General features: G+C 58.7%; 21 protein-coding genes. 11 read left to right on the forward strand and 10 right to left on the reverse strand.

Annotated features, from left to right (window positions below; genetic code table 11):
- Positions 1–662 precede the first annotated feature (662 nt).
- The 4 genes from GY33_RS19750 (at position 663) to GY33_RS0108800 (ending at position 3,691) form a co-directional block, all read left to right on the forward strand.
- Positions 663–1,286: a hypothetical protein gene (locus GY33_RS19750; RefSeq protein ID WP_051822443.1), complete on the forward strand. Its 624-nt coding sequence runs from the start codon at positions 663–665 to the stop codon at positions 1,284–1,286.
- A 350-nt stretch (positions 1,287–1,636) separates the two neighbouring features.
- Positions 1,637–1,825: a hypothetical protein gene (locus GY33_RS21525; RefSeq protein ID WP_200874853.1), complete on the forward strand. Its 189-nt coding sequence runs from the start codon at positions 1,637–1,639 to the stop codon at positions 1,823–1,825.
- Entirely contained in the window at positions 1,809–3,137 is a 1,329-nt protein-coding gene (locus tag GY33_RS21010) for an ImmA/IrrE family metallo-endopeptidase (protein ID WP_152555148.1), read from the forward strand. The genes GY33_RS21525 and GY33_RS21010 overlap by 17 nt, the downstream gene beginning before the upstream one ends.
- Before the next feature lie 107 nt (positions 3,138–3,244).
- A complete protein-coding gene (locus GY33_RS0108800) occupies positions 3,245–3,691 on the forward strand; it encodes a Fic family protein (RefSeq protein ID WP_152555149.1) in 447 nt (148 codons plus the stop codon).
- Here the strand turns inward: GY33_RS0108800 and GY33_RS0108805 are convergent.
- The 3 genes from GY33_RS0108805 to GY33_RS0108815 form a co-directional block, all read right to left on the reverse strand.
- Complete coding sequence (locus tag GY33_RS0108805; RefSeq protein ID WP_031386979.1) at positions 3,646–4,137, reverse strand: type II toxin-antitoxin system YhaV family toxin; 492 nt, start codon at positions 4,135–4,137, stop codon at positions 3,646–3,648. The two genes, GY33_RS0108800 and GY33_RS0108805, sit on opposite strands and share 46 nt — an antisense overlap.
- Positions 4,134–4,454, reverse strand: coding sequence for a type II toxin-antitoxin system PrlF family antitoxin (locus tag GY33_RS0108810; protein WP_035271690.1), 321 nt, complete (start codon positions 4,452–4,454; stop codon positions 4,134–4,136). Before GY33_RS0108810 ends, GY33_RS0108805 begins: the two co-directional genes overlap by 4 nt.
- A 98-nt stretch (positions 4,455–4,552) precedes the next feature.
- Complete coding sequence (locus GY33_RS0108815; RefSeq protein WP_051822444.1) at positions 4,553–5,911, reverse strand: 4Fe-4S binding protein; 1,359 nt, start codon at positions 5,909–5,911, stop codon at positions 4,553–4,555.
- 501 nt (positions 5,912–6,412) lie between these two features.
- Here GY33_RS0108815 and GY33_RS19755 point away from each other — a divergent pair.
- Together GY33_RS19755 and hcp are read left to right on the forward strand one after the other, a co-directional pair.
- Positions 6,413–8,131 carry a sensor histidine kinase gene (locus tag GY33_RS19755; RefSeq protein ID WP_051822445.1) on the forward strand — a complete coding sequence of 573 codons (1,719 nt, stop codon included), beginning with the start codon at positions 6,413–6,415 and terminating at the stop codon, positions 8,129–8,131.
- Between the two features lie 242 nt (positions 8,132–8,373).
- A complete protein-coding gene (gene hcp / locus GY33_RS0108830; RefSeq protein WP_031386984.1) occupies positions 8,374–10,002 on the forward strand; it encodes a hydroxylamine reductase in 1,629 nt (542 codons plus the stop codon).
- A gap of 199 nt (positions 10,003–10,201) precedes the next feature.
- On the opposite strand, the gene GY33_RS0108835 is transcribed toward hcp, so the two are convergent.
- Together GY33_RS0108835 and GY33_RS0108840 are read right to left on the reverse strand one after the other, a co-directional pair.
- The gene (locus tag GY33_RS0108835) at positions 10,202–12,838 is read right to left on the reverse strand and encodes an ABC transporter permease (protein ID WP_051822446.1); all 2,637 of its coding nucleotides are present in this window, start codon (positions 12,836–12,838) and stop codon (positions 10,202–10,204) included.
- Entirely contained in the window at positions 12,835–13,554 is a 720-nt protein-coding gene (locus GY33_RS0108840) for an ABC transporter ATP-binding protein (protein ID WP_051822447.1), read from the reverse strand. The genes GY33_RS0108835 and GY33_RS0108840 overlap by 4 nt, the downstream gene beginning before the upstream one ends.
- Here GY33_RS0108840 and GY33_RS0108845 point away from each other — a divergent pair.
- Positions 13,528–14,115, forward strand: a complete 588-nt coding sequence (locus GY33_RS0108845) for an arylesterase (RefSeq protein WP_051822448.1) — start codon at positions 13,528–13,530, stop codon at positions 14,113–14,115. The two genes, GY33_RS0108840 and GY33_RS0108845, sit on opposite strands and share 27 nt — an antisense overlap.
- A 108-nt stretch (positions 14,116–14,223) precedes the next feature.
- Here the strand turns inward: GY33_RS0108845 and GY33_RS0108850 are convergent, their stop codons facing one another.
- On the reverse strand, positions 14,224–14,760 hold the full coding sequence (locus GY33_RS0108850) for a hypothetical protein (protein ID WP_035271692.1): 537 nt from the start codon (positions 14,758–14,760) through the stop codon (positions 14,224–14,226).
- Between the two features lie 380 nt (positions 14,761–15,140).
- Here GY33_RS0108850 and GY33_RS0108855 point away from each other — a divergent pair, with 380 nt between their 5' ends.
- The 3 genes from GY33_RS0108855 (at position 15,141) to GY33_RS0108865 (ending at position 18,453) form a co-directional block, all read left to right on the forward strand.
- Positions 15,141–16,694 carry a PAS domain S-box protein gene (locus GY33_RS0108855; RefSeq protein WP_051822449.1) on the forward strand — a complete coding sequence of 518 codons (1,554 nt, stop codon included), beginning with the start codon at positions 15,141–15,143 and terminating at the stop codon, positions 16,692–16,694.
- A gap of 117 nt (positions 16,695–16,811) precedes the next feature.
- Positions 16,812–17,534 carry an OmpA family protein gene (locus GY33_RS19760; RefSeq protein WP_031386990.1) on the forward strand — a complete coding sequence of 241 codons (723 nt, stop codon included), beginning with the start codon at positions 16,812–16,814 and terminating at the stop codon, positions 17,532–17,534.
- 67 nt (positions 17,535–17,601) lie between these two features.
- Positions 17,602–18,453, forward strand: a complete 852-nt coding sequence (locus tag GY33_RS0108865) for a motility protein A (protein WP_051822450.1) — start codon at positions 17,602–17,604, stop codon at positions 18,451–18,453.
- A gap of 110 nt (positions 18,454–18,563) precedes the next feature.
- Here GY33_RS0108865 and GY33_RS0108870 read toward each other — a convergent pair whose 3' ends face one another.
- On the reverse strand, positions 18,564–19,769 hold the full coding sequence (locus GY33_RS0108870; protein WP_031386992.1) for a pyridoxal phosphate-dependent aminotransferase: 1,206 nt from the start codon (positions 19,767–19,769) through the stop codon (positions 18,564–18,566).
- Between the two features lie 19 nt (positions 19,770–19,788).
- Positions 19,789–21,306 (reverse strand): sigma-54 dependent transcriptional regulator, encoded by a 1,518-nt coding sequence (locus GY33_RS0108875; RefSeq protein WP_031386993.1) that lies wholly within the window; start codon positions 21,304–21,306, stop codon positions 19,789–19,791.
- A 128-nt stretch (positions 21,307–21,434) separates the two neighbouring features.
- Here GY33_RS0108875 and pgl point away from each other — a divergent pair, with 128 nt between their 5' ends.
- Entirely contained in the window at positions 21,435–22,169 is a 735-nt protein-coding gene (pgl, locus tag GY33_RS0108880) for a 6-phosphogluconolactonase (RefSeq protein ID WP_031386994.1), read from the forward strand.
- Between the two features lie 15 nt (positions 22,170–22,184).
- Here the strand turns inward: pgl and GY33_RS19765 are convergent, their stop codons facing one another.
- Together GY33_RS19765 and GY33_RS0108890 are read right to left on the reverse strand one after the other, a co-directional pair.
- Complete coding sequence (locus GY33_RS19765; RefSeq protein WP_152555150.1) at positions 22,185–24,650, reverse strand: hybrid sensor histidine kinase/response regulator; 2,466 nt, start codon at positions 24,648–24,650, stop codon at positions 22,185–22,187.
- A complete protein-coding gene (locus tag GY33_RS0108890) occupies positions 24,640–26,205 on the reverse strand; it encodes an ABC transporter substrate-binding protein (RefSeq protein ID WP_161788457.1) in 1,566 nt (521 codons plus the stop codon). Before GY33_RS0108890 ends, GY33_RS19765 begins: the two co-directional genes overlap by 11 nt.
- Positions 26,206–26,232 lie beyond the last annotated feature (27 nt).

The raw sequence follows: 26,232 nt of genomic DNA on the forward strand, positions 1-26,232 counted from the left end.
GTAACTCGGAATACGCCCATCTGGACTTCAATGGTCACAGGTTCGCTGATGTGGGCTCGGATGTAGCCTTTGCGTAATTGTTCCATGCTGTACGGCATACGATTGCTTCCACTCCAAATGTCATTTAAATGTTTCAACATTTGGTACGTTGGTTTCCCGAAGCCAGGGATGATTCAGGACATGTTGACATTCCAGAGTTGAACCGCCCGTTTCGCTCAGGGCACGAAGGTCGCGAAGAAGATTCCTCCCGTCGGTGAGGGGCAATGTTTTTTGAAAGCAGCTTTTTCCCTGCTTTCCAAGATCTTTTCCTTGCCTGCCCGGTGAAACCGGGTTCACTGGGATGTACCCAGCGCCTTGAGTGACCAAACGGGAGCGGGCGGTTCGTTTCTTCATCCGAGGTTGGCTTTATGTCCCGCTCTTTTGGTGATCACATTGGCTGCCGCATAAAGCCAACCTCAGTACAACGCATAATGCTGACATCGGCGTCTAGAAGGATTTGGTAGATGCTTCTTAATAGCCTGGAATGGTAGTATGAGTGCGGGTTTTTATTTCGGAAAATGCTTGCCAAATCAGCAGGTGGTAAAGCCAGGAATTTTTGGGGGCGGAATTTTGTGAGTTCCGCATAATAACACTGTTAGCCGCCATACGAGGAGGAGACTCTTTTGGGAGAAGCACTCATATTTCTAGCCAATGCGATTTCGAGCGGCGCAATAGGGCATTACGTCAGCCGAGGATTGAGCAGAATAGACAGCGAGCTGCCAATTCTGCTACAGAATGAATCCGACATGGCGAAGATCGAAGCCATTATCGAAAGTAAAGGTCTGTCTGGCGAAGTCGCGGCTTTCGCAGAACAAGCCCGGTACCACCAAGTCAACAATGAGAATGTCGGCAATGTTGTTAACTTCAGCGGAGGCTCGAACTACGGTTATATCGCAAACAAGATCGAAGTAAAAAATCAGAAGAAACAAGTTCGTATTGAGGCACCGTCAGGGACTATTGCATCCAGTGTCATACACCGCAACTATACGAAATATTTGATTGACCGCTACCACAAGTTTAAGAAAGAGGATGTTGGAAAGGCCAAGATGAACTACGCCGTTTTCTATGAGGCTATAAAACGTGAGTTCGGTGCGAAATGGGATCACATACAGCTTAGTCGGTTTGAACTCGTCGTGTCCTATATTCAGCAGCGCATTGAACGAACCGTGTTAGGAAAGAATAACAAAGTCAATGGTAAAAAGTCGTACTCCACCTTTACAGAGTATTGTGCCAAGCATGGCGGCTAACAAGGCCAGGCACGGCGACGGCTTTTTCGTTGCGGCTTCGCCTCCACTACAAAACCGCGCGTGCTGGCTGCGTTATCCAAAAAAATAGACAGATCGGAAGAAAAATGCAGAGAAGACCAGATCGCTTCAATACGAATAGAAAGATTCAATCTTTCTCAGAGAGTAACGCATCAGTCGCCTTGGTAAAGAACGTGAAATACTGAGGCAATCCTGAACACAAGAAAAATCCTGGTGATTTCGGATTAACACCGCCATCTTCGCCAAGGACTGCAAAATCTCTTTGTGATACAGTTAAAATCTTTACTAGAAAAATTGCTGTTGCCTACTTAAAGGCCGGTTTACGTAAAGGCATGATTAGCGAACAAATGAAAGGAAAATGGCCCCAGAATATATGGGCAGTTACTAGTGATGGAATTCCTTTGGAAGCTCAATTAGAGAACCCTGAGGCTGGGGTGTATCATGGCTATCCAATGCCAGAATCTGATCCTTTCTCCCATGAAGTAATTAAAGAGTGGAAAGCTCGTGACAAAAAAGATTGATTTTCGCCAAAGCTGGTCTAGTGTCGGCTCCGGAACACCTGAGTTCGCAAACACGTTAGCTCAGTTGGAAATTTATGCTGGAGGTTACAATCTTACAAGAAATGAGAATATTTTTTCTCAATCCATTCAGGACCATGTGATTGTATCATCCTATCCATTAGCATTGTGGATGCTACAAAATTGGTGGAGGCTGCTTTACGAGCCACTGCCGGCGAATAACAAGCCTGATATTAGCTGGCGGATGGCGCACGAATTAGGGGCGGCAAATCATGGATTTGTGTGGCCAAAAATCCTTTTTGCAAGTGACAGCCAAAACGTGCAAGTTTGGTCAATTCCTTCAGATGCAAATTGTCAGCAGTCTGTTAGATATATTAACGGGTTAAATAACCCTGTGTCTATTAGTATCGCCGATTTTCGACAAGCGCTTTTTGATTTTATCTCCACAGTCGAAAATAGATTGGAGGCCTTTAGGTTGGAGTCCTCTGATGTTTCAGCGTTGCTTACTCTATTAAAAGAAGAAGAGCAAATTGAAGAAAGCAGAATTTACCGTAAACTTGAGGCCCTTATGGGATTTGATCCAGATGAATGCTCTTCATATACAATGGAATATGCAATCAGGCTATATGAAGAGTATGGAGAAAGTACATTGTCGGAGTTAGCGCCAGTCTATGGGAAAATGGGGCAAGAAGAACCATTGAAGCATATTGAGAAATTTATAAGCGCTACAGGTGTATACGGAAAACCAACATTCTCAACAACACAAAAAGCAAGTAGCACCTGCTCTGATACAGTACCTTGGAAAGTAGCGGTAGAGAATGCTCGAGAATTGAGAAATGAAATCGGAAACACAAACAACCCAATTGATACTAAAACTCTCTTTGAATTATTGGGTATAGCCTCGTCGGCTATAGACAAGTGGGAGCCTATGGGTAGATCTAGTGTATCAGTAGGAATACCAACCGGCGATCAAACAATTAAATTTGTACCTCGCAAAAAGCACCCTATTAGTAAGCGGTTTGAGTTGTCGCGCTATGTCGGTGATTTCATGCAAACTGCCAGCAATCAATGGCTGACTAATACGGACTTAGGCACTTATAGACAAAAATATCAAAGGGCTTTTGCAGCAGAGTTCTTATGCCCAATAGATGGCTTAATTGGTTTTTTGGAGAACGATTTTTCCAATGAAGCCATTGAGGATGCAGCATATCACTTTAATGTAAGCGAGCAAACAATTACATCTCTGCTAGCGAACAATCATTATACTGAATGCCAAACGATAAATGAGTCACCATATCATATTGGATACAATTAACTTATATTTGGCTAACAAGGCAAATTAACTCGGATCGCAAATTCCGCTGCGCTTCATTTGCGAACAGTTATTTGCGACGTTTCGGCATTACACCACTGCTGTTGTAGATGCGTAGATTTATTCTCAATATTGCGGATACAACAGTGTTGATTCTTGAAAATACCCCGTACGTTCTCGATGAAGTCGCTTCTGAGCAAGTACGACAACGACTAGAGGTGATCGAAGAGAGGGTGAGCTTGCTCAGACGAACTGGGACGCTTACGGATGAGACACTGCGCGATTATTACGGGGAAAAGCGTTTTGAACAGGTTGCCGAATCCAATGCAATTGAAGGTTCCAGGCTCAATATGGGGGAAACAGAGCTTGCGGTACTAAAGGGAATTACGATTACAGGGCATGACCCAGCGTACACAAAGGACGCTATCGCGTTGGATCACGCGCTGACTCGGATTGCGGAGCTGGCGCGAGTCCGCGAGACTCCTGCCAATATCCAGCAACTCCACGAGATTCACGCTCTTCTCTTAGGGGATCGGCCGGGAGCCGCCTTGGATTGAGCCAGAAGGCTTTCCCAGTCTTCCGGAGGGCATCCTTTGTCCAGCATTTTTCGGAAGACCTTGTACGCGTCGTTTCCACTGTCGTACGCCCTTTTTGTCTGCTCGTCGTTGACCCAGGCATAGACAATGATTCGCTTTTTCCGATGATAACGGAAGAAGAGGCGGTATTGTTGAAAAAACTTGGCTCGAAGCCAGTGCTTGCGTTGGCCGCCCAACGTTCCGCCCTGGCGGTACTCCGGGCGCCCTGGATCCTGGGGAATGATCTCGAAGGCCAGCCTGGTGATGGCCGCAAGACGTTTGGCGACATTTTTTTTCTGATACCCATCAGGGTCCTTGTCCCTCAGACTCGACACTTGCGCCGCAAGCCGTTCCAACTGGTCCAGGAACAACGGGTGGGCGTAAATTGACCATCCATTGACGACGAGTTGCCGTGGAGCGTCGCTCATCCGTCTTCATCCAGCGGCTGGTCAAGATCCACCTGGATGTTCCGCGTCAAGGACGTGATTCGTTGGGCAAGACCACTGTCAACCGTCTGAATCCGTTCCGGATGCCGTTCCATGTCTCGGGCCAGAAACGCGAGAAATCCCTCCAGTATTGGATCATTATCCACCTCATCGACACGAGCAATGGACACTTTTCCGGCATCAATGCTGTACTTGAGCTTGTCCCCTTTCCCAAGCCCAAGGGTTTCACGGACGATCTTGGGAATGGTGGTCTGGTAGCGTTCCGTCAGAGTTGACTCGAACAAGGTTGATGTCGGCATGATAACCTCCTTCATGGTATTGGTCGAAGGTAATGCGTGTGCATTGCAGCGTCAACTCCGATTTATATTTCAAATGACTGCACCCCTTCCAACTCAAATCATATCCTGGCCGTGGCCAGAAACACGGCATGCAGGACGGTGATCAGCAGGATGAACAAATGGCGGGACGTGGTGGGCGAGAGGCGGGCGAAGCTGTAGGACAGGCGGTTGTCGCGGCAGCGGTGGATGCAGTCTCCGCAGAGGGTGCAGGACAGGCCGGGTTTCCGGTTGACGAGGTGTCCGGGCTCCAGGGCACCGTACCGACAGGCTCGGGCGCAGCGACCGCAGGCGTCGCAGTCCTGATTGATGCGCAGCCGCCAGGGCAGCAGCCGCCCCAGGACCACCGCGGCCAGTCCTACCGGGCAGAAGACCGTGCAGTGGGCCATCACGCCCATTTTGCGGGATATCGCGGCCATGATCCCCACGCCTACCAAGCCGAACCCGGCGGCCAACGTCACGGCCCAGGTCCAGTGAACGTCCAGCAGGCGCAGTCCCAAGGCCGTGAGCATGATCAGCGCGAAAATGGCCAGGCGGGCCGGGAAGGCCCAGGGCGGCAGGGCTTGCGGGCGTTTGGTCCGCAGGGCCGCCTGGTGGTCCCAGGCCCCGATGTAGCAGAGATGGCTGCACCAGGCCGGTCCCACCAAGAGAACCGTGCTCAAAAAGAGAATGAGCATGAAGAACCCCTCCCCGCGATAGATCGGTCCGGCCAGAATCAAGGCCGGAACCGGCAAATGCAGGTCCCCGGTCATCAAGAACCGCTCCCATCCGGCTAAGCCCAGGGCCAGTTGGCCGAAAAAGATCACGGAAAAAAACAGCCACATCCGGGCACGCACCTGCGAGGCCCGCTCCGGGTTGGTCAGCTTGCCGGCGATCCATGCCGCATAGAGCCCCATGCCCAGGATTTGCAGCGCGCCGAAGCCTGGAAAAAAGCGGTCAACGAGAAGGATCGGGAAGGAAACCTTGGCCTGGGCCAGCGCCAAAGCGACAATGGTGAGCAGGAAAGCTCCGGCCTGGACCGCGGCCGCATCCGATTTATGGCTGAATCGTTCACGGAGGGCGCGGGTTTCCAGAAGCAATGCGCTGGCGCCGGTGACCACGGCCACCGAGCCCAGGATCAGGGCCAGCCGCAGCCACGGCAGACCGACCACCTGCCGAAACTGGATCAGGTCCATCATGGCCAGCACCCAGACGGCCATGCCCGCGGCAAAGGCCGCCTGCAACACCGGACGGACCCAGGCCCGGCGCAGAAAAAACAGCACGGGCAGGGTCAGGCAGACCACGACCATTCCCAGATCCCCGGAGCGCAGATAATGGGCCGCCAGCAGCAGACAGGACAAGGTCGGTGGGGTCAGAGCGCCTAAAGTGCATAGGGTGGTGCGCAGGGTGGTGCGCGGTGGAGATGATGTGGGCGGGGTCATGCGGGCTCCGTGGCAAGAGGAAAGTGAAACCCACCGATAGGCCGAAAATATTCGCACCTGCCTTGATCTGGATCAATTCTCGGCGCACATGCTCTTTTGCTCTTCTACGTTACAGAATTTGATTCAGATCAAGATGCGGGATTGCCGCGGGGGCCAGAGTCGAGACAAGCTTGCGCCAAATCTTCGATACTACCTCCCGTGTTGACGGATTTCCTGGAACGTGGTTTCAGACGAGAAGCTGAATGCGACCATGAACCGCTCTGGTGCAACGTGGCTGACGACCATGGGCACAGGCGATAACGCCGACACGCTGCTCAAACCCGCCGATCAGGCGTTGCTGCGGGCGAATGCCAGCGGGCGCAACCGGGTTGAGAGTAGCGAGTCCGACGGGCAAGACGCTTTCACTGCCCCTTGAGATGCAGACCCGACGCGCTTGCGCCGCGTGCCGACGAAAGTCGTAAAGCTCCGGGAATGGCCTTTGGCTAAATAACAGGAGAACATATGAGCATAAATACCCGCCTGGCCGCGACGATTGGGGGAGTTATTCTTGTCGCCGCCTTGATTTCGATTCTCTTTGTAAATGCCAGGATGAAAGAGCATGCCTTGCTCGAAGCCCAGGAAAAGGCCCAGGTGATTCTGGATTCCAGGTTGGCCGTGCATACCTATTTCTCGCATCAACTCAAACCGACATTGTTTGACTTCGCCGCGGCAAACGCACCTGAACTGGGCGAGCAGTTCGACCCGGTGTGGATGTCCTCAACATATGCCGTGCGCGAAATGGAAGAGTATTTTAAAGGATTGCACGACATTCCTTATTATTACAAGGAGGCGGCAATCAATGCTCGTCACCCGGCTAATGAAGCCGACGCCCTGGAGCGGGATTTCATTGAAAGGCTGAACCAGGACGATGGGGTGCATTCGTTGTCTGAAATCCGGATTTTCGACGGTGAGCCCTACTTCACCGTTTTGCAGCGCGGCGAGGCCATGGAAGCAACATGTCTTCGTTGCCATTCCGAACCGGAGTTCGCTCCGCGGGGCCTCGTGGAAGCCTACGGCTCGGAGCGCAGCTTTAGCCGGACGGAGGGTGAGGTCGTCTCAGCCGTATCCATCCGGATTCCCCTTGAGGCGGCATACACATCCGTCAATCACCTCACTTTGCAGTTGGCCATTGCGTTCGGGACCGTACTCGTAGGCCTTTTCTGCGTGACCGTGTTCCTGAACAAGCGCTGGATATTCAGCCCATTGGGATATCTTCGCGACAAGGCCCAGGCCATCGCCACGGACCCCGCGCACTTGGGGGAGCAGATCACGCCGCCCAAAGGCACGGAACTGGTCGATCTCGCCAACACGTTCAACAGCATGTCCAAAGCCCTCCAAATTGAACGAAACGAACTTGAAGATCGTGTTCGGCGACGAACGATGGAGCTTGAAACGTCCAACGCCAAGCTACGCAGCGAAATGGCTGAACGCGAACAGGCCGAGGAGATGATCAGGCAGGTCAATCAGCAGTTGCAAAGATCCAATGAGGACAAAGACAGACTCTTTTCCATTATCGCCCATGACCTGAAATCCCCCTTGTCCGGCCTGATGACCTCAACCCAGTTGCTTTCCGAAGACATCAAGCTCTTCACGGAACATGAGACAGCCCATCTGGCCGCGGAACTGCATACGAGCACGCGCAATGTGATGGCGCTTTTGGAAGACTTGATGCAATGGGCGCGCATGGAGCAAGGCAACCTGGAGTTTGTAAGGAAGTCGTCCAATTTGTCTGAATTGGCGAATATTAGTCTGAAATCGGCCCAGGGGGTGGCCGATCAGAAGAGCATCTCAATTACCATTGACATCCCCCATAACATGACGGCCATGATCGACAAGCCGATGATCAACACCGTCATTCGCAACCTGCTCTTCAATGCCGTGAAATTCACGCCCCGTGGTGGAGAAGTTCTCGTTACGGCCCGCCAAGAAGGCGACGTTATTCAGATGGCCGTGAAAGACAGCGGTATCGGCATAAACAAGGAGAGGCTGTCCAACCTCTTCGTCATTTCCAAGGACAAGCGTCAGCTTGGAACGGAAGGCGAGAAGGGAACCGGCCTCGGCCTGGTCATCTGCAAACAGTTTATCGAGAAGCATGGGGGCCGAATCTGGGTAGAAAGCGCACAAGGGCAGGGAACGACCGTGTATTTTACGCTGCCCAAGGGCGGGCGGGACCTCGTGTAGCGGCAACCATCACAGCGAGATGGGGCATGAGTCGACATGGGGGCATCTGCATCAACTGAACGAGACAGATGCGTCCTGGAAAAACTGACAGCGGACATTGCCGAAAAGCATCAGAAAAACGGATTTGCGGCTTTTTGACATAGATCAAGGCGCGGCTTTGCAAGTTAGGTAGAACGAGACCCGTGTTCGGCGGAAAATCCTTTTTACCAAACCTATAGATTCAGAGGAGGCAAGTCATGACCATGTTTTGTTACCAGTGTGAACAGACGGCCAAGGGCCAGGGATGCGAGAAGGTCGGCGTGTGCGGCAAACAGCCGGACGTTGCCGCGTTACAGGACCTGCTGGTGTATGCACTGCAGGGGTTGGGGCTGGTGGCCCACGAAGGCCGCAAGGTGGGCGTGAAGAGCGCGGAGATTGACGCTTTTGCCTGCGAGGCGTTGTTTTCCACGTTGACCAACGTGGACTTCGATCCGGAGCGGTTCGTGCCCCTGATCAAACAGGCTGTCACCTACCGCGAGGAACTGCGGGCCAAGGTCAAGGCAGCGGGCGGCGTCGCGGAATTCGATGCTCCGGAAGCGACCTTCGAGCCTGCTCCGACCATGGACGGCTTGGTCCACCAAGGCGAAGAGCACGGTCTGCACAACGACAAGGTGACCGACCCGGACAAGCGCTCCCTGAAGCATACTCTGCTGTTTGGACTCAAAGGTGTGGCCGCCTATGCCGATCACGCCCGGATTCTGGGCCAAACCGACGACTCGGTGTACGCCTTCATCCATGAGGCCATGGCCACCATGACCCGCACGGATCTGGAGCTGCCAGACTGGCTGGGACTGGTGCTGCGCTGCGGCGAGGTCAACCTGAAGACCATGGAGATTCTGGATGCGGCCAATACCGGCGCCTACGGCGACCCGGTCCCCACGCCCGTGCCCCTTGGCCCGATAAAGGGCAAGGCCATCCTGGTGTCCGGCCACGATCTGAAGGATCTGGAAGAGTTGCTCAAGCAGACCACAGGCAAGGGCATCAACATCTACACCCACGGGGAAATGCTGCCGGCCCACGGCTATCCCAAGTTGAAGGCCTATTCGCACTTCCATGGCCACTACGGCACGGCCTGGCAGAACCAGCACAAGGAATTCAGCGCCTTCCCCGGGGCCATCCTGATGACCACCAACTGCATCCAGCGCCCGCAGGAAAGCTACAAGGGCAACATCTTCACCACCGGTCTGGTGGGCTTTCCCGGGGTCCAGCACGTCAAGAACGGCGAATTCGGTCCGGTGATCGCCAAGGCCTTGGAAATGCCCGGCTTTGCCGAGGACGTCCCCGGCAAGACCGTAATGACCGGCTTTGCCCGCAACGCGGTGCTTTCCGCGGCGGACAAGGTCGTCGAACTGGTCAAGAACAAGAAGATCCGCCACTTTTTCCTGGTTGCCGGCTGCGACGGGGCCAAGCCCGGCCGTAACTACTACACCGAGTTCGTGGAAAAGGTGCCCTCGGACTGCGTGGTCCTGACCCTGGCCTGCGGCAAGTTCCGCTTTTTCGACAAGGATCTGGGCGCCATCGACGGCCTGCCCCGGCTGCTGGACATGGGCCAGTGCAACGATGCCTACTCGGCCATCCAGGTGGCCGTGGCCCTGTCCAAGGCCTTTGGCGTGGGCGTGAACGAACTGCCCCTGTCCCTGGTCCTGTCCTGGTACGAACAGAAGGCCGTGGCCATCCTGCTGACCCTGCTGCACCTGGGCATCCAGGATATCCGCCTCGGACCCTCACTGCCGGCCTTCACCTCGCCCAACGTGCTCCAGGTCCTGGTGGACACCTTCAACATCAAGCCCATCACCACTCCGGACGAAGACCTGAAGGCCATTCTCGGCTAGTTCGAAGTCGTGCGGATTGTATTAAAGAAGGGGGGCGTTACGCCCCCCTTCTTTCTTTTTTTGGCCCCACGCATGCCCGTCCTGACTCGTGAGCGTCCCCGTACACGTACACGAAAATTTTCGCGATGATTCAGGTGGGTTCGTGGACGTGGACGGGGACGGGGAAGAAATGACAATGGAAGGTTGTTCGCTTTTCCCGTTATTCATTCCGCAGCAGGGCCCAGGGCCGGGCGGCCAGGACCGAGCGCATTCCGGCCAAGCCGCAGGCCAGGACCACAAGCAGCCCCAGGGCCAGCACCGTCAGTAGGGTGCCGGGGAGAAACGTCCAGGGGTCGTCCAGGACGCGGCTCACGAACCACCAGGCCAGGCCCGTGCCCAGCCCGGCGGCCAGGGAGGCGGCCACGCCGCCCAGCAGCAGAAACTCCAGCCCCAGGGTGGTGACCACGTCCCGGCGGGTGGCCCCGCAGACCTTAAAGATCGCGGCTTCGTAGCGCCGTCGGTCCAGCCCGGCCCGGATCACTCCGGCCAGAACCACGACCCCGGCCAGCAGGGTCATGGCCGCGATGGCCCGGACGCCCAGGCCGATCTGGTCCGTGACCCGGGCTACGTCTTCCAGCACGTCCCGGACATCCACGGCCACCACCCGGCTGAAATTCTCGGACAATGCGGCCAGCAACGCCGCCCGGCGGTCCTCCGGTGTTTGCGGTGCCAGGGAGACGGTGGCGATATGCGTGTATGGCGAGCCGTCCAGGATGCCGGGGGAAAAGATGATCGAGTGGTTCAGGGCCAGGGATTCCCAGTCCACCTCCCGCAGACAGGTGATCTCGGCCTGGATTTCCCGGCCCAGAATGTTCATGACCAGGGTGTCGCCCAGCCCTGCGCTCAGGCCGCGGGCAATGCCCTCGTCCATGCACACCCGGGCCGGGCCGCGATAGCCCTCCGGCCACCAGGTCCCACCCACGATGCGGACGTCTTCCATGGGCCGGTCGGCAAAGGTCACCCCGCGTTCACCGCGAATAGCCCATTCCACGGCTGGGTCCCGCAGGGCCTCCTCCGGGGTCAGGCCGCCGATGGCCACGATTCGCCCGCGAATGGAAGGTTGGTCTTTCCATTCCGTCAGCTCCGGCCAGGACCGCGCCGTCTCACGCAATGCCTCGACCTGGTTCCGGGGAATATCCACGAAAAAGAAGTCCGGCGCGTTTCTGGGCAATTGCCGGAGGAGCCGATCCTGGAACGAGCCGTCCACCAGGGCCACGGTCACCAGCATGGTCAACCCCAGACCCAGGGAAAAGATCACGCTGGCGGTCATGGCCCCTGGTCGGTGCAGGTTAGCCACGGCCTGGCGCAACAGAGGCCCCGCCCAACGTGGACTGTGTCCGGCCCAAACTCCACTGACCTTGGCTGCACCCCATCCAGCGAGCCGGGCGGCGCCGTAGAACAGGAACACGCTGACCAGAGCGGCGCTGAAAAAAGCGGCCACGGTCCGGGTGTCCTCCACGGCCGCGGCCATCAACCCGGCCAGGGCCAGCCAGGTCAGGGTGATCATCACCCGTTCCCGGAAGCGCAAGGGTTGAGAAAGGGGTTGAACGTACCCGCGAAACAGCTCAGCCGGACGAAACCGCAAGGCGAGATACAGAGGCCGGAGCACAAAGGCCAGGGTGGTGCACAGCCCCAGGATCAGGGCCGTGGCCAGCACTTCAGGGTACAGGCCCAGAACCGCTTGCAGGCCAAGACCCCGGGCCAGGGCCGCGGCCCCGAGGTTGGCCAGACCGACGCCCAGGGCCAGTCCCGCGAGGCCGCCCAGCAGAGCCATCACCAGCACCTGGGTCAGGCAAAAGATGAAAAGGGTTCGAGACGTGGCCCCCAGGCAGCGCATGGTGGCCAGGGTCGTTCGACGGCCCTCGAAATAGGCCTGGACGCTTCCGGCCACCCCCAACCCGCCGATGAGCAGGGCGGCCAAGCCCACGAGATTGAGGTATTTGGACAGATTCTCAATGGCCCGGGTCAGCCCTCTGGCCGCGGAGCCGTGCTCCCGGATTTGCCAGGAGGCCTCGGGAAAAGCGGCCTCCAGCTCGACGCGCACGGCCCGCGTTGCTGCGGCCCGGTCGCCTTCAGGCGGCAAGGCCAGGCGCACCGCGTACCGGACCAGACTGCCGGGCTGGACCAGTCCGGTGGCCTCCAGGTCGTCCAGGGAGATCATCAGGCGAGGGCCCAGGCCGAAGAATCCCGCGGCCTTGTCCGGCTCTCGCTCCAGCACGTCCACCAACCGGAAAGCTGCGTCCCCAACGATCACCAAGTCTCCCACCTCGGCCCCGATCCTCGCCAGCAGCCCGGCTTCGGCCACGGCGCTTGGCTCGGCTCCTGGCTCGTTTTCTCCAGCGGTCAAAGCGGTTTGAAGGTCCGCCCCGGAACGGAGCCGGGCTTGGCCGTACAACGGATAGCCCTGGTCCACGGCCTTGAGTTCGGTCAGGGTCGAGGCCCCGGCCGGTCCACGAGCCATGGCCCGGAGGGAGGCGATCCGGGACGTTGCTCCAAATGTCCGGAACGCTTCCACGGCGGTGTCCGGAATGGGTGCATGGGCCTGGCGCAGTTCCAGGTCACCGCCGAGAATGGCCCGGGTATTGTTCCGAATCCCGGCGTCCAGAGCCGCGGACAAGGTCCCGATCCCGGCCACCGCCCCAACGCCGAGGACCAAACAGAGCAGGAAAATCCCGAACCCCTTGGGCCGGTTACGGATCTCCCGCAAGGCCAGGCCCATGGCAATGATCAGCGGGGTGTCCGCCGCAGCGTTCTCTCCGCTGAGACCGGCCAGGGTGTTTCGAGGCACGTCGCTCATGGGCCGCTGTCCGCGCCGGGCTCCAGGCGACCGTCGCGCATCGCCAGGTTGCGGTCGCACTGCCCGGCCAATCCGGCGTCGTGGGTCACCAGGACCAAGGCCGCGCCGTGCTCGCGGCGCAGAGCGAACATCCGGCGCATCACCTCGGAGCCGGTGGCAGCGTCCAGGTTTCCGGTGGGCTCGTCGGCCAGCACGATCCCCGGTGCATCGGCAAAGGCCCGGGCCAGAGCCACCCGCTGTTGCTCCCCGCCGGACAATTGGGCCGGGTAATGCCGCAGCCGCTCACTCAACCCGACCCGCTCCAGGGACTCCTCGGCCTTGCGCCGGGCATCCGGAGCCCCGGCCAGCTCCAGGGGCAGCCGGACATTTTCCACCGCGGTCATGGTGGGCACGAGATGAAACCCCTGAAACACGATGCCGACCCGCCCGCGCCGCAACCGGGCCAGGGCGTCCTCGCTCATGTGGGTCACGTCCCGGCCCAGAATGCGCACCTCGCCGGAGCTGACCGCCTCCAAACCGGCCATGACCATCAGCAGCGAGGTCTTGCCGGAACCGGACGGGCCGGTCACGGCCACGGTTTCACCGGAAGCCACGCGTAGATCCACGCCGCGCAGAATCTTGACCGTACTCCCACCCGCGTCTAGGCTCAGCCGCACGTCGCGCAACTCAATCACCGGATGATCATCAACATGACTTCCCCCGTTTTCCGTCCGCATCACATTCTCGCCTTCCTGGTGGTGTTCATGGTCTTCGCAACATCTCAAAAGCTTTCCGGTCCATCCTCCGGCCACGCCGCTTCCTCCAACGAAGCCATGCTTCTGGCCTTCGGCGACAGCCTCACCGCCGGATACGGCGTGGCCGAGCAGGACGCTTTTCCCGCCGTTCTCGAAACCCGACTGCGCGGCAAAGGCTATCCCGTCCAGGTGATCAACGCCGGGGTTTCCGGGGATACCACGGCTGACGGTCTGGATCGGCTGGAATGGGTGCTGGCCGGGTTGCCGTCGGATCGCAAAATTCTGGCAATTCTCGAACTGGGCGCCAACGACGCCCTGCGCGGGGTGAACCCGGACATCACCCGCCGCAACCTCACCGCCATGGTGGAGATATTTCAGGAGCGCGACGTTCCGGTCTTCCTGGCCGGGATGCTCGCCCCGCTGAACCTGGGCAGGGACTTCGCCGCACGGTTCAACGCCATCTTTCCGGACCTGGCAGATACATTTGACCTGCCCTTGATCGCCGACTTTCTGGGCCAGAATGGGGTTCAGCCTGTTCCGTAATGCCAGAGAAAAAACGTGCTCATGTTCAGCAAATCCGTGTCTGCAATCTGGAGGCCTGTGTTGCCGCGGCCTTAATAGATTGCGAACACGAGCACGACGAGCCGCCTCTTACTCCAGCAGATACCCGTACCGTCCCTTGATCCGGTCCGTTTCCGCGACCAGCACCTCGGCTTCCTGGGCCACCACGTCCGCGTCCACGAAGCCCAGGCGTTCCCCTAAAAAGTAGGCCAGAACCTCCCTGGATTCCACGTACCGCCAGACCAGCACGTAGGCTGAGCCGAGATACGGACGGTCCGCGAACTGGGGGCGGGTGACCAGGCGCAGGCCGAGGTGCTTCTCATCCGGCCCGGCCAGTCGGAACAGGCTGGATTTCTGGAACGTCTCCTTGAGGTGCAGGGCCAGACGCATGCCCACTGGATCCGTTCCCAGGTGTTCCACCAACACGGGAATCCCGACTTCCTTCACCGCCTCCGGCGCCGATTCCTCCACCGCTTCCTCCGTCGGCGGAGGGGCCTGTCTGGGCTGGGCCGTGGGTTGTTCTGGCGACTGGTCCGTGGTCTCCTGCGCCGAAACCGTTCCCACCGTACCAAACAAAGCAAGGCCGACGGCGAGCAACAGGCAATGAATCGTTTTTCGCGAGATCATGGATGATCCTCCTGAAAAGGGATAAGAAGCGCTCAATAAATACAATGCCGGACGGTCAAGGTCTGTCATGAACGGCGGTCATGTCAATACGTCGGGTGCATGTTGCCGCGAAACCAAATCATTGTAGCGGTCCAGCGACCGCGCGTTTCTATTGGGAACGGTAGGCGCGACCTGCTTTTGACCCCAACAAGTGATGACGCAAGAATCGCAAGCCAAACACCTATCCATTGCCCATTATTTGACTTTTCTTTAGCCCACGGCCGTGATACGCATTTAAACGCCTTGATGTTCAATATGTTGAGGAAAATAAGAAACCCTTGTATTTTCGAGATATTAACCACTGTTTTTAGTGTTCGCGACTATGTCCATTTGGAGACCCCATGGCACAAGAGATTGACTTACGGGAACGAAAGCGAATCGAAAAGGAATTGGTCCAATCCAAACAAATGCTTGAACTGGTCATGGACGCCATTCCCCAGCTCATCTTCTGGAAAGATCGCGACTCCGTCTTCCTGGGTTGCAACAGGAACGCGGCCAAGGCGGCGGGGCTAAGTCACCCTTCCGAAATTCAGGGAAAAACGGACCACGATTTGGCCTGGAGAAAGGAAGAGGCCGATTTTTATCGTGCTTGCGACGAAAAAGTGATGCGCTCAGGCCGAGCCGAATACCATATCCAAGAGCCTCAATTCCAGGCTGATGGAAAAAATGCTTGGCTGGACACCAACAAAATTCCCCTTCACGATGAGGACGGTAACGTCAGCGGTATCCTGGTGACGGTCGAGGACATCACCGAACGGAAGCAGGCGGAGGAAGCGCTACGAAAAAGCGAACGGCGCTACCGGGAACTTTTTGACGGCGCTCCAGTGGGTATTTTTCAGTCGACTCCGGAAGGCCGCTATCTGACCGTGAATCCGGAGTACGCCCGGATCGCCGGATATGCGTCGCCCGAGGAAATGGTGGCCCAGGTGACGAACATTGCCGACCAGCTTTACGCTCGCCCCGAAGAGCGGAAACTGTTCATGGAGGTGCTACGCGAACAGGGCGGGACGGGGTGCTTCGTCGCGGAGTTCAGACGTCGCGACGGGAGCACGTACTGGGCGACCATGACAACCAGGTGCGAGCAGGATGAGCATGGGCGTGTATCCTATACCGGGTTTCTTGCCGACATTACCCATCAAAAACTGGCCGAACAGTCCATCATCACGGCCAAGGAAGCGGCCGAGGCCGCCAACAGGACCAAAAGCGAGTTCCTGGCCAACATGAGTCACGAATTGCGTACGCCGTTCAACGGAATCCTGGGCATGCTGCAGCTTTTGCAGACCACGAATTTGGACGAGGAACAACGCCAGTTCGTCTCTCTGGCGGTAAAAGCTTCCGAAAGATTCACCCGGCTACTCACCGACCTGCTGGAGATTTCACAATACGAGTCGGGGATGCGAAGGGCAGTTGCCGAGCAGTTTCGGGTCCCGGGTCTCTGTGAGACGGTTCTTGATCTTTTCACGGTCATTACTTTGGAGAAAGGCATCGCGGTGGAATGTTCCATTGACGAGGCAATCCCATCGGAACTCGTCGGCGACGTGGGCAGGGTCCGCCAGATTCTGTTCAACCTGATTGGCAATGCCTTGAAGTTTACGCAAAAAGGGAGCGTCAAGCTGGGACTGACTCAACTTCCTCCAATCCGGGATGGAGATCCTCGAATTTTGTTTTCGGTGACGGACACCGGCGTCGGCATTCCCGACGACAAGCTCAAGGACTTGTTCGCGCCATTCGTCCAAGTCGATGGTTCCTACACCCGCGAATACCAGGGCGCCGGTTTGGGGCTGGCCGTGGTCAAGCGACTTGTGGACCAAATGGGCGGAAACATATCCGTGGAAAGCTTTCCCGACGAAGGGACTTCCGTTCACGTGGTCCTACCGTTTAAACACGTCCCCTGATCTCTTCCCGCAACCCGGAGTCTTCCCTCAACCGGGACAGGTCATCTCCGCTTGGGTCAAAGCAAAAACAGGCATTGCACTTGCATGTATCCCTGGCAAACCCCAAGCGAGAACATTATGCCCCGGCAAAAAGCTCCTCCTGAAAAATCCCCTTCAGTCCACCAACATCCCTTGAATATCCCGGAGTTTTCTCTGGAACGGGGCGAACAGCGGTCCGTGACGTGGTCCGTGCCCTGGTCCGACCTGATGATGGTCATGTTCATCCTGTTCCTGGTGCTGTTCGTCTTTTCCCTGCGCGAAAAGGACCGGATGGTGATCGGCCATCGCACCCCGGCCAGCATCCAGACCGTTTCCTCGTCTCCGGCTCAGTTGAACATGCTCCCGCTCTATGAGGTGCTCCGGGATCGCCTGCTCGGCCACGAGCGTTCGGTGAACGTCGCTTTCCTCGACGACGCTTCCATCGTTATTTCCTTGTTTGGCGAGAATCTATTTCCGCCCCTGTCCCACGAGTTGGACCTGCGTTCCAGGCCTCTGTTGTCAAAAATCGGACACACGGTTGCCCTGGCCCAGGGCAACGTGGTGATCACCGGCTTTGCCGATGACGCCCATACTGCTTCGGAAGTGCCTGGACCGCCCTCCGGCGGTCGCGCTCGACACCCCGGCGTCTGGGAGGTCGCGGCCTTGCGGGCCGCCGCCGTGGCTGAACATTTCGTGCGGGAAACTGGTCTGAATCCGGACATGCTGATCATCCAGGCCACCGGTGCCGATCGCCCCCTGACTCCCCGGCTGTCAGGACGGGAGCATATCCAACGCCGCGTGGAAATCCGGATCGAGCCTTGATCGTTCCAGAAAATCACCATCAAACGCCTTCAACACAGCGCAAATCTCTCCGGCCAAGGAGTTTCTCATGAAAAGCAGAACCCTGATCACAGCGGCTATTTGTTTCTTCGGCTTCATCGCCGTGTTTTTCTTTTCCGGTCAGGCCCAGGTCTACTTCAACCTAACGGCCTTGCTCGTGGTGTTCACCGGGACCTTGGGATCGGCGCTTTTGGGCAGCGGACCGGACGGGCTGCGACGGGCTTGGCGCTGCGTGCGAACGGCCTATGCGGAAAACTCCGTGCCGGAGCGGATTCTGGTCAAGGAACTGCTGCGCACGGCCCATGTCTACAAACGCACAGGTCGGCTTGCCCTGGAAGAAAACGCCCCGGACTATCCGCCGCTCACGCGGGGTCTGGAAATGCTGGAGGACGGCTATACCGAGGCGGAGATTCGGGAAGTGTTTCAGGCCGAGGCCAAGGCTTTCGTGCAATACCGAGAGGAGATGGAGCGCATTTTTCGGAATATGGCCACTTACGCCCCGTCCTTCGGCGTGGCCGGCAGCGTCATCGGGTTGGTGGGCATGTTGGTGGGTCTGGGCGACACGACGTTGATCCTGAAGAGCATCCCGGTCACCCTGGTCTCCACGCTTTATGGCATCGTCCTGGCCAACTTCCTGCTGCTGCCCCTGGCTGAAAAGCTTCGGGAGAGCACCCGCGGAGAACTGGCCCTGCGCCGCATCGTGCTCGGCGGGATGGTGGGCATGATCCGGGGAACGGACTTCCTGAAACTGCAAACCCTGCTCAACGCCATCACCACCAAGCACGACGCCCACGTGGACGGGTTACAGGTCATCCGGGAAATCAAGGCCAACCTGTCCAGACCGGCACAGCCGACCACGGCTGGTCGTCTGGAACTGGCTCCGGCGGTGAAGCGGTCCTGAAGTATCCTAATGGATGCGTTCCTTCCAACGGATGGAAAATTCAGTGGAAAGGTTGGCAAAATAGATCGCTGCAAACCTCCCAAGGGGGCGTCAAGTGAGCTTCGCCCGACTCACCGAAATTTCGTCGCGGCTCGCTTGAATCCTTCGGCGGAACGGCGGATGACGGTTTCGTCCACGCAGAAGGCCAGGCGGAAATAGCCGGGGGTGCCGAAGCCGCGGCCGGGGACGGCTAGAATCAGTTCTTCCTGGAGGGCTTGGACAAAGGCCACATCGTCGCCGCCAGGGGCTTTGGGGAAGAAGTAGAACGCGCCCTGGGGCTTGAAGAAGGGGATGTTTGCGCCTTCCAGGATTTCGGCCATGGCCGTGCGGCGCTGGGCGTAGAGGTTTACGTCCACCTGCGCGCCCAGGGCCTTTTGCATCAGGCGCTGTCCGATGGCCGGGGCGTTGACGTAGCCCAGGATGCGGTTGGTCAGGGTCAGTCCAGCCAGCAGTTCGGCCTTGCCGGGCATGGTCGGATTGACCAGGGCGTAGCCGATGCGCTCCCCGGCCAGGGCCAGGCTTTTGGAAAAGGAGCTGACCACCACGGTATGCGGGTACAGGGGCAGGAGCGAGGGCACGGGGTGGCCGTCAAAGGTCAGGAAGCGGTAGGGCTCGTCCGAAAGCAGGTAGATGGTCCGCCCCGTCTCCCGGCTCTTGGCTTGCAGCAGTTCGGCCAGGGCTTCAAGTTCGGACCGGGTGTAGACCCGCCCGGAAGGATTGTTCGGGGTGTTGATCAGCACCACTCGGGTCTTGGGACCGATGGCCGCGGCCACGGCGTCCAGGTCCAGGCTGAAATCATCCGGGTTCGTGGGCACGGGGCGCAGTACGCCGGAGTGATTTTCAGCATAAAAACCGTACTCCACGAAGAACGGAGCCGGACACAGCACTTCGTCTCCCGGCTCCAGCACGGCTCTGAAGAAGCTGTTCAGGGCCCCGGCCGCGCCGCAGGTCAGGATCACGTCCTGATCCGAGACGGGCACGCCCTGTTCCTGGGACAGAAAAGCGGCCAGGGCGGATCGGGCCTCGGGATATCCGGCGTTGGGCATGTATCCGAAGCGCTGGTCCCGGCGAGCCAAACCTTCCAGGGCCTCGTACACGGCTTCCGGTGGAGAGAGGTCCGGGTTACCCAGGCTGAAGTCGCAGACCGCGTCCACGCCGTGCCGTGCCTTGAGTTCCGCGCCGGTCTCGAACATTTTGCGGATCCAGGAGGATCGCTGGAGATAGGCCTGGATTTGCGGAGCCAGGGTGCTGGACTCTGTTGTCGTCGCTTGGGGCATGCTGCTTTCCTCCATCCGTTCAGGGGACCTGGAGCCCCATTTTTCGGTATTCGTTAAGTTTGTTGCGCAGGGTACGCACGGACACTCCCAGCAGCAGAGCCGCCTGGGTTCGGTTGCCGGCGGTGTGGTCCAGGCTTTTGAAGATCAATTGCCGTTCCACCTCGTGCAGCGGCAGGATCGGACGCTGGGCGTCGGAAATGTCCAGAGTGGTCGCGTCCGAGGATCTGTCAACTACGGCGGCTTCAGCATCTCCGACTTCGACTTCCACTTCGGTATCGTCCTCGTATTCGGCCTTGGCACTGGGCTCGCTTCGCGGCTCTTCAGCGCAAAAGCTCCCCAGGTCATTCCCGAAGGCTTGCTCCTGCCAGTCGCCGCTCTCATCCAGAAGAAAATGCCTGGACTCGATGGGCGCTCCGCCGCAGAGCAGCGCGGCTCGTTCCATCAGGTTTTGCAATTCGCGCACGTTGCCCGGCCAGTCGTGCTCCGTGAGCCACTGGCGGGCTTCCGGGCTGATGCTGATCTCGCCCAGGGAGTACATCTTGGCGAACCGGCCAACGAAAAAATCGGCCAGAAGCTGGATGTCCTCCCCCCGTTCGCGCAGAGGCGGCAGGCGCAAAGGGATGACGTTCAGGCGGTAGTAGAGATCCTGACGAAACTCTTTAGCCTCCACGGAAGCGGCCAGGTTGCGGTTGGTGGTGGCCAGAACCCGGACATCCACGGGAACCGTCTCGCTTCCGCCGACCCGGTCCAGTTCGCCTTCCTGCAAGACCCGGAGCAGCTTGGCCTGCAAGCCCTGGTCCATCTCTGAAATTTCATCCAAGAGAAGCGTCCCACCGTGAGCCAGCTCGAACTTGCCCAGCTTGCGGGTGATGGCACCGGTGAAGGCTCCTTTTTCGTGGCCGAACAGTTCGCTTTCCAGAAGGTGTTCCGGCAGGGCCGCGCAGTTCACGGCAATGAAGGGTTGCGCCGAGCGGTCGCTGAAGTTGTGCAGGAACCTGGCGAACATTTCCTTACCTGTTCCGGATTCGCCGGAAATCAGGATGGTCGCCTTGGAGCGGGCCACCTGGCGGGCCAAGGCCAGAGCCCGTTTCATGGTCGGGTGTCGGCCGATAATCGCGGTTTCCGGGTCGTGCTGGGATTCCGTGGGGCCCGGTTTCGGGGGCTCTTTGGGCTTGGTCTCGGACGGGGCCGTGAGCAGGGCGCGAACCTTGTCCCAGAGCAAAGGCTCCAGCCAATAGTCCCTGGCCCCCAGATCCAGGAATCGCTTGGCGTCCTCCGCCGAGCCGTTGTCCGTGAAGATGATCACCGGGGGCATGGAGTTGCCGGACTGTTGCATGGCGCGGAGCAAGTCCTCGGCTTGGAAGCCGGTCAGCCGGTCCCGGCAGAATACCAGAATCGGCTGCTGGCGCTGGATGAACTTCAACGCCCCGGGGATGGTTTCGGCCATCCCCACGTCCAGACCGGCGCGTTTGATGGGCTGAAAGAGCGGCGTGACCACGGAAGTGGGCGCCAGAAAGAGGATGCTCGCTACAGGCATGATTTCATCTAACTGGAAGACGATTGTTTTTCAATCGTTTCGTGTTGATGCTCCAGTGCAAAGCGAATATGTGACCAAGGCGGACGACAAAATCGAACACGCACGGAATGAAAACAAGAGGAGAACGGATGATTTCCCGAGACACGGTCCATGACTTCCCCAACGTCCAAGCGGCCTACGCCAATGCGGCGCTGTGCATCGCCGCCGCGCTACGCATTCCCGGTTCTCGACGGATCACCCTGGCCTTGAGCGGCGGGCGCTCGCCCATCAAGCTCTTCGAACTGCTCCGCGCCGATTCCCAGGGCCTTTTCAAGGACATCCCCTGGGAGCGAGTGGTCGTCTGCTGGGTGGACGAACGCTTCGTCCCGCCGGACCATCCGGAAAGCAACTTCGGTCTGGCCCGCAAATGGCTGCTCTCCAGCCTGCCCATTCCCGAGGAGCAAATCTTCCCCATACCCACCCAGCCCTCCCCGGAACAGGCGGCTCAAGGCTATGAACAGACCCTGCGTCAGCTGTTCGCTTCGGAAACGGAGCCCGCCGCCCCTTTCCCCCGCTTCGATCTCGTGCTCCTGGGCATGGGCCCGGACGGCCACGTGGCTTCCCTTTTTCCGGGCAAGCCGGCCCTGGACGAGCATGAGCGTTGGGTCACCCACGTGCCCGAGCCGGGCATGGACCCACGCATTCCACGCATCACCCTGACCCTGCCCGTGCTCAACAGCGCCCGCTCCACCGTGGCCCTGGTCACCGGAAGCAAAAAACAGCCCGCGTTTCAGGAAGCCTTGACCAATCCGCGAAGCGCCCTCCCCGCGGCCCTGCTCGCCCCCCAAGGGGACATGGCCTGGGTGACCTGCTTCGCGGACTGAACGAGTGGCGAAACGTCACGGCGCGTCCGGGTCATTGTCCAAGACCCGGCGAACCTCGTCCAACAACTCCTGCATGCGATACGGCTTGCCGATGAAGCCGGTCGCGCCCTGGCTAAGCAGTTCCGACGCGTTACCCTGGACGGAAAATCCGCTGGCGATGAGCACCTTGGCCCTGGGCTCGTGGGCCAGCAATGCGCTCAGACATCGCCGCCCTCCCATGCCGGGCATGTTCAGGTCCAGGATGATCATGTCCACGGCGGAGGACTGTTCCTGGTAGAAGCGCAAAGCCTCTTCCCCGCTTCCGGCGCCGACCACCGTGTATCCGGCGCTCTCCAAAACTTCTCGCGTCAATTCAAGGATCTCCGGCTCGTCGTCCACCACCAGAATGCTTTCTTCGCCTCCGGGCGAAGAGCTTTCGGTTTTGTCGGATGATGATGACGCCGGGGGCTGATCCGCCTCGGGAAAGTACAGCATGAACGTCGTTCCCAAGCCGGGCTCGCTGTGGCATTGGATCAGGCCGTCGTGACTGGAAACGATGCCGTAGACCGAGGCCAGCCCCAATCCCGTGCCTTTCCCCAGTTCCTTGGTGGTGAAAAAGGGATCGAAGATTCGCTCTCTGGTCTCCTGGTCCATGCCGGAGCCGGTGTCCGCGACTCGGAGCAGTACGTAGTCCCGCGGCGTATCGGACCGGTTCAACTCCTCCGGTAATGCCTTCCTGACCACATTTTCAGTGGAAATGCGCAAGAGACCCCCATCCGGCATGGCATCCGCGGCGTTGCCAACCAGATTGAGCAGGATCTGTTGAATCTGGACCGGATCGGCGTTGATCGGCCGGAGTGATTCGGCCAGAGACGTCTCCACCTGAATCATCCTGGGAAACCTCTGTCGCCACATCTTTTCGGTCTCGAGAATTTCCCGGTTCAAGTCCATGGGCAATGGTCTGGACTCCAGCTTGCGGCTGAAGGTCAGCAACTGGCGAACAAGACTGGTCGCTCGTCGACCGGCATTGTCGATCTGCTCCAAAGCGTTCAGATCCGGGTCGTCCGTGGCCTTTTTGGCCAACAAAAGCTGGGTATAGCCGTTCATGACCTGCAGGAGATTGTTGAAATCATGGGCCACCCCTCCGGCCATGGTCCCGACGGCCTCCATCTTCTGGGCATGCAGAAGCTGGGATTGGAGTTGCTCCCTTTCCTGTTCTGCCAGGACACGTTCGGTGATGTCCGTGTCCCTGCCATGGAAGCCGTAAAGCCTTCCCTGGTCATCCAACAGCGGCATTCCGCTGCTGTTCACCCAGACCGTGGCACCGTCCTTGGCCAGAAGAGGCTTGAGCGGCATGGAGAGACGCAGGCCGCGACTCAAGGCATTGTCAAAGATTTTTTGGCAGCCTTCGCGTTCCTCCGCCGGGCACATCTCGGTAAACCGCTTGCCGATCAGTTCCTCCGGGCTATACCCGGCAACCTCTTTCACCACCGTGCTGATGCTGGTGTAGCGGCCCTGGACGTCCAGCTCCCAGACAAAGGTTCGGCTCTGTTCAGCCAACTGATCAAACCGGAAGGTGGTTTCCCGCAATCGTGCGCTGATGATTTCCTGCTCTTGCAGCAGGGCGCCCAACTCCTGGTTGCGACGCTGGATTTCCTGGAAGGACTCCCAGAGTCGGTGACGCAGGGATTCGAAGGACGCAGCCAGAACACGGGTTTCTCCCAGGCCCACCAAGTCGATAGGCCGGTTCAGCCAGCCTTCGGTCATCCCCCCAACGGCCCCGGTCAGTTGGCGCAAGGGCCGGATATGGTAGTCGACGATCAGGTAAAAGATGCCGAACAAGACGGACAAACCGAGAATGCTCCAACCGATGTTGAACCGCAGGATGCGTTTTTCCGCGCCAAGCATTTGATTCAGGGGGACTTGGTATGCCAACACCAACACGCCGATGGGATCGTGGTGAATGGAACCGACCAGGGGGAGATAATCCGTCAACCCGGCTTCCGGCTGCCTGGAGAACGGCCCGGCCAGCTTGAGCGAGGGCAGAACGGGCTGAGCTGAGTCTTCTTGGCTCCACAGTCTCGAAGGCGGACTCCATGTCAAGCTCTCAGGAGCGGAGACTGGTCGTCCATCTTGAAAATCCAGGAGAATCTCGTCGGTCATGGAGAGCAGAGTCAGGCGATGCGGTGGCGTCAGGGAGGCCTGCTCCAAGTAGCGCATCAGGGATCGTTCCAGCTCCTGCCGGAAAAACGCGGCCTCCTCGTGCAGCCCCAGCCGCAGATCCATGACGTACATGCCCATGGTCGGCAGATTGGCTACGAACTGGAGGTCCATGCGCCGCTGTTGGATGTATTCCTGGATCAACCGCTCGCTGCCCTGTCGGGCAAGGGCGTAGTTGAAAATCACCCCACCCCCGGCGGCAAGCAGAAAAAAGGGCATCAGCCAGCCGAGCATCAGCCGCCGCAGGCCCCAGTAGGACATGGGCGGAAGTTTAGGGGTCAATGGCGATCTCCCCCAGGTTGAGCAGGTATCCGCTTCCGGAGAAAGAATTCTGGGCGATGCGCCGGTTCATGACGAAGATGCTGGGCCAGATGAACAGGGGCATGGAGTAGTGCTGGTCGTAAAGGTGGATTTCCATTTCCGCCAGGGCGTCGTGGACCCCTTCCGGGGTTTTGGCCCGCATGGCCGCGAGGAACAAATCGTCCGCCTGGTGGTCGACCTCGATCCAGCGATTGCCGCCGTCATTGAAAAACGCCTCGAAATGCGTGGCCACGGTGTTGGTATACAGCCCGCTCTGCACGATGGACAGGTCCCACCGCTCCGCCTCGATGGGGTTGTCCGGCCCGTGGGTATAGTTCTTGATCCGCTGGTAGTATTCCTGGCGGGTCACGTACCGCTCCAACTCCACCTCGACGCCTCCGGCCCGGAGCATGGCCGTGATGGCCAAAGCCAGCTTTTCCTCGCTGATGAAATATCCGACGACGATGGACAGGGGATTCTCCGGTCCGAACCCGGCTTCGGCCAGCAGCTCCTGGGCCGATTGCGGATCGTAGGGATAGGGCTGAAGCCCCTCGGCTTCGTCCAAGGGCAGGATAAAGGCGACCATCCGCGCGGTATCTCGGGAAACATAACGCAGCAATGTATGCCGATCCACCAGGAAGTTCAGGGCTTGGCGCACTCGGATGTCGCTCAGCGGTGTATCCGGCTTGCGAGTGTTGTATAAAGTGGTCAGGTGGCTTGTAGGGTAGGCAATGACACGGTGCAGATGGGCATGGCCCGCGAGCAGGGGCAACATGGAGGGCGTGCCGGCGTCGAACAGATCTGCCTTGCCGTCGATCATCCACTGGTAGGCGGTCTGGCTGTCCACTGCGGCGGGGCCATGGATCAGGAGTCGCGATGTCCGTGGATACCCCGCTCGCCAGTAGTCAGGGTTGCGTTCCAAAGTGCTCAACGCGCCGCCTCCGGAAATCTCCCGCACGATGTACGGTCCGGTCCCCCAGGGTCCGACTTGGAGAATATTGGCCTGATTTCCGGGAGGGTATCGTCCGGCTGTATGTTCGAAGTAGCTTGGCGAATACATGTAGAACGCGCGCAGATAGACCAGCATTTGCCCTACGTAGCCGTCCGGCTTGAAGTGCATGCGAACCATGTGGTCCCCCAAAGGCTCCACGTCCCGCACGGCCATGCGCAAGTCCAAGGTGGAGTAGGGTGCGACCTGGGCCGCGGTTTCCACGTACCGCTCCCAGTTATGAAGCACGGACCGGCTGGTGAATGGCGTGCCGTCGTGAAATACTACTCCTTGCCGCAAATACAGGTCCATGTGCGTGTCCGTGATTTCCCAGCGCTCGGCTAAGCGGGGCACGAACCGATTCTCATTGTCTACGCCCACCATCGGTTCGACCACGGAGTTGCCCACCACCCAGGAGGCGGCGATGTGCGCGATGACCCGCAACGTGTCCTCAGGCGCTTCCCCGGAATGCTCGGCGGCCCCCGCCGGAAACGCGACGAGCAGCAAGACGAGCCAGCAGACGGCAAGCTTTCCCAGCCGGGATGACATCCAAGCGGGCTGTCTAAAAAATAATTG

Source organism: Desulfonatronum thiodismutans, from assembly GCF_000717475.1.
GTDB lineage: Bacteria > Desulfobacterota > Desulfovibrionia > Desulfovibrionales > Desulfonatronaceae > Desulfonatronum > Desulfonatronum thiodismutans.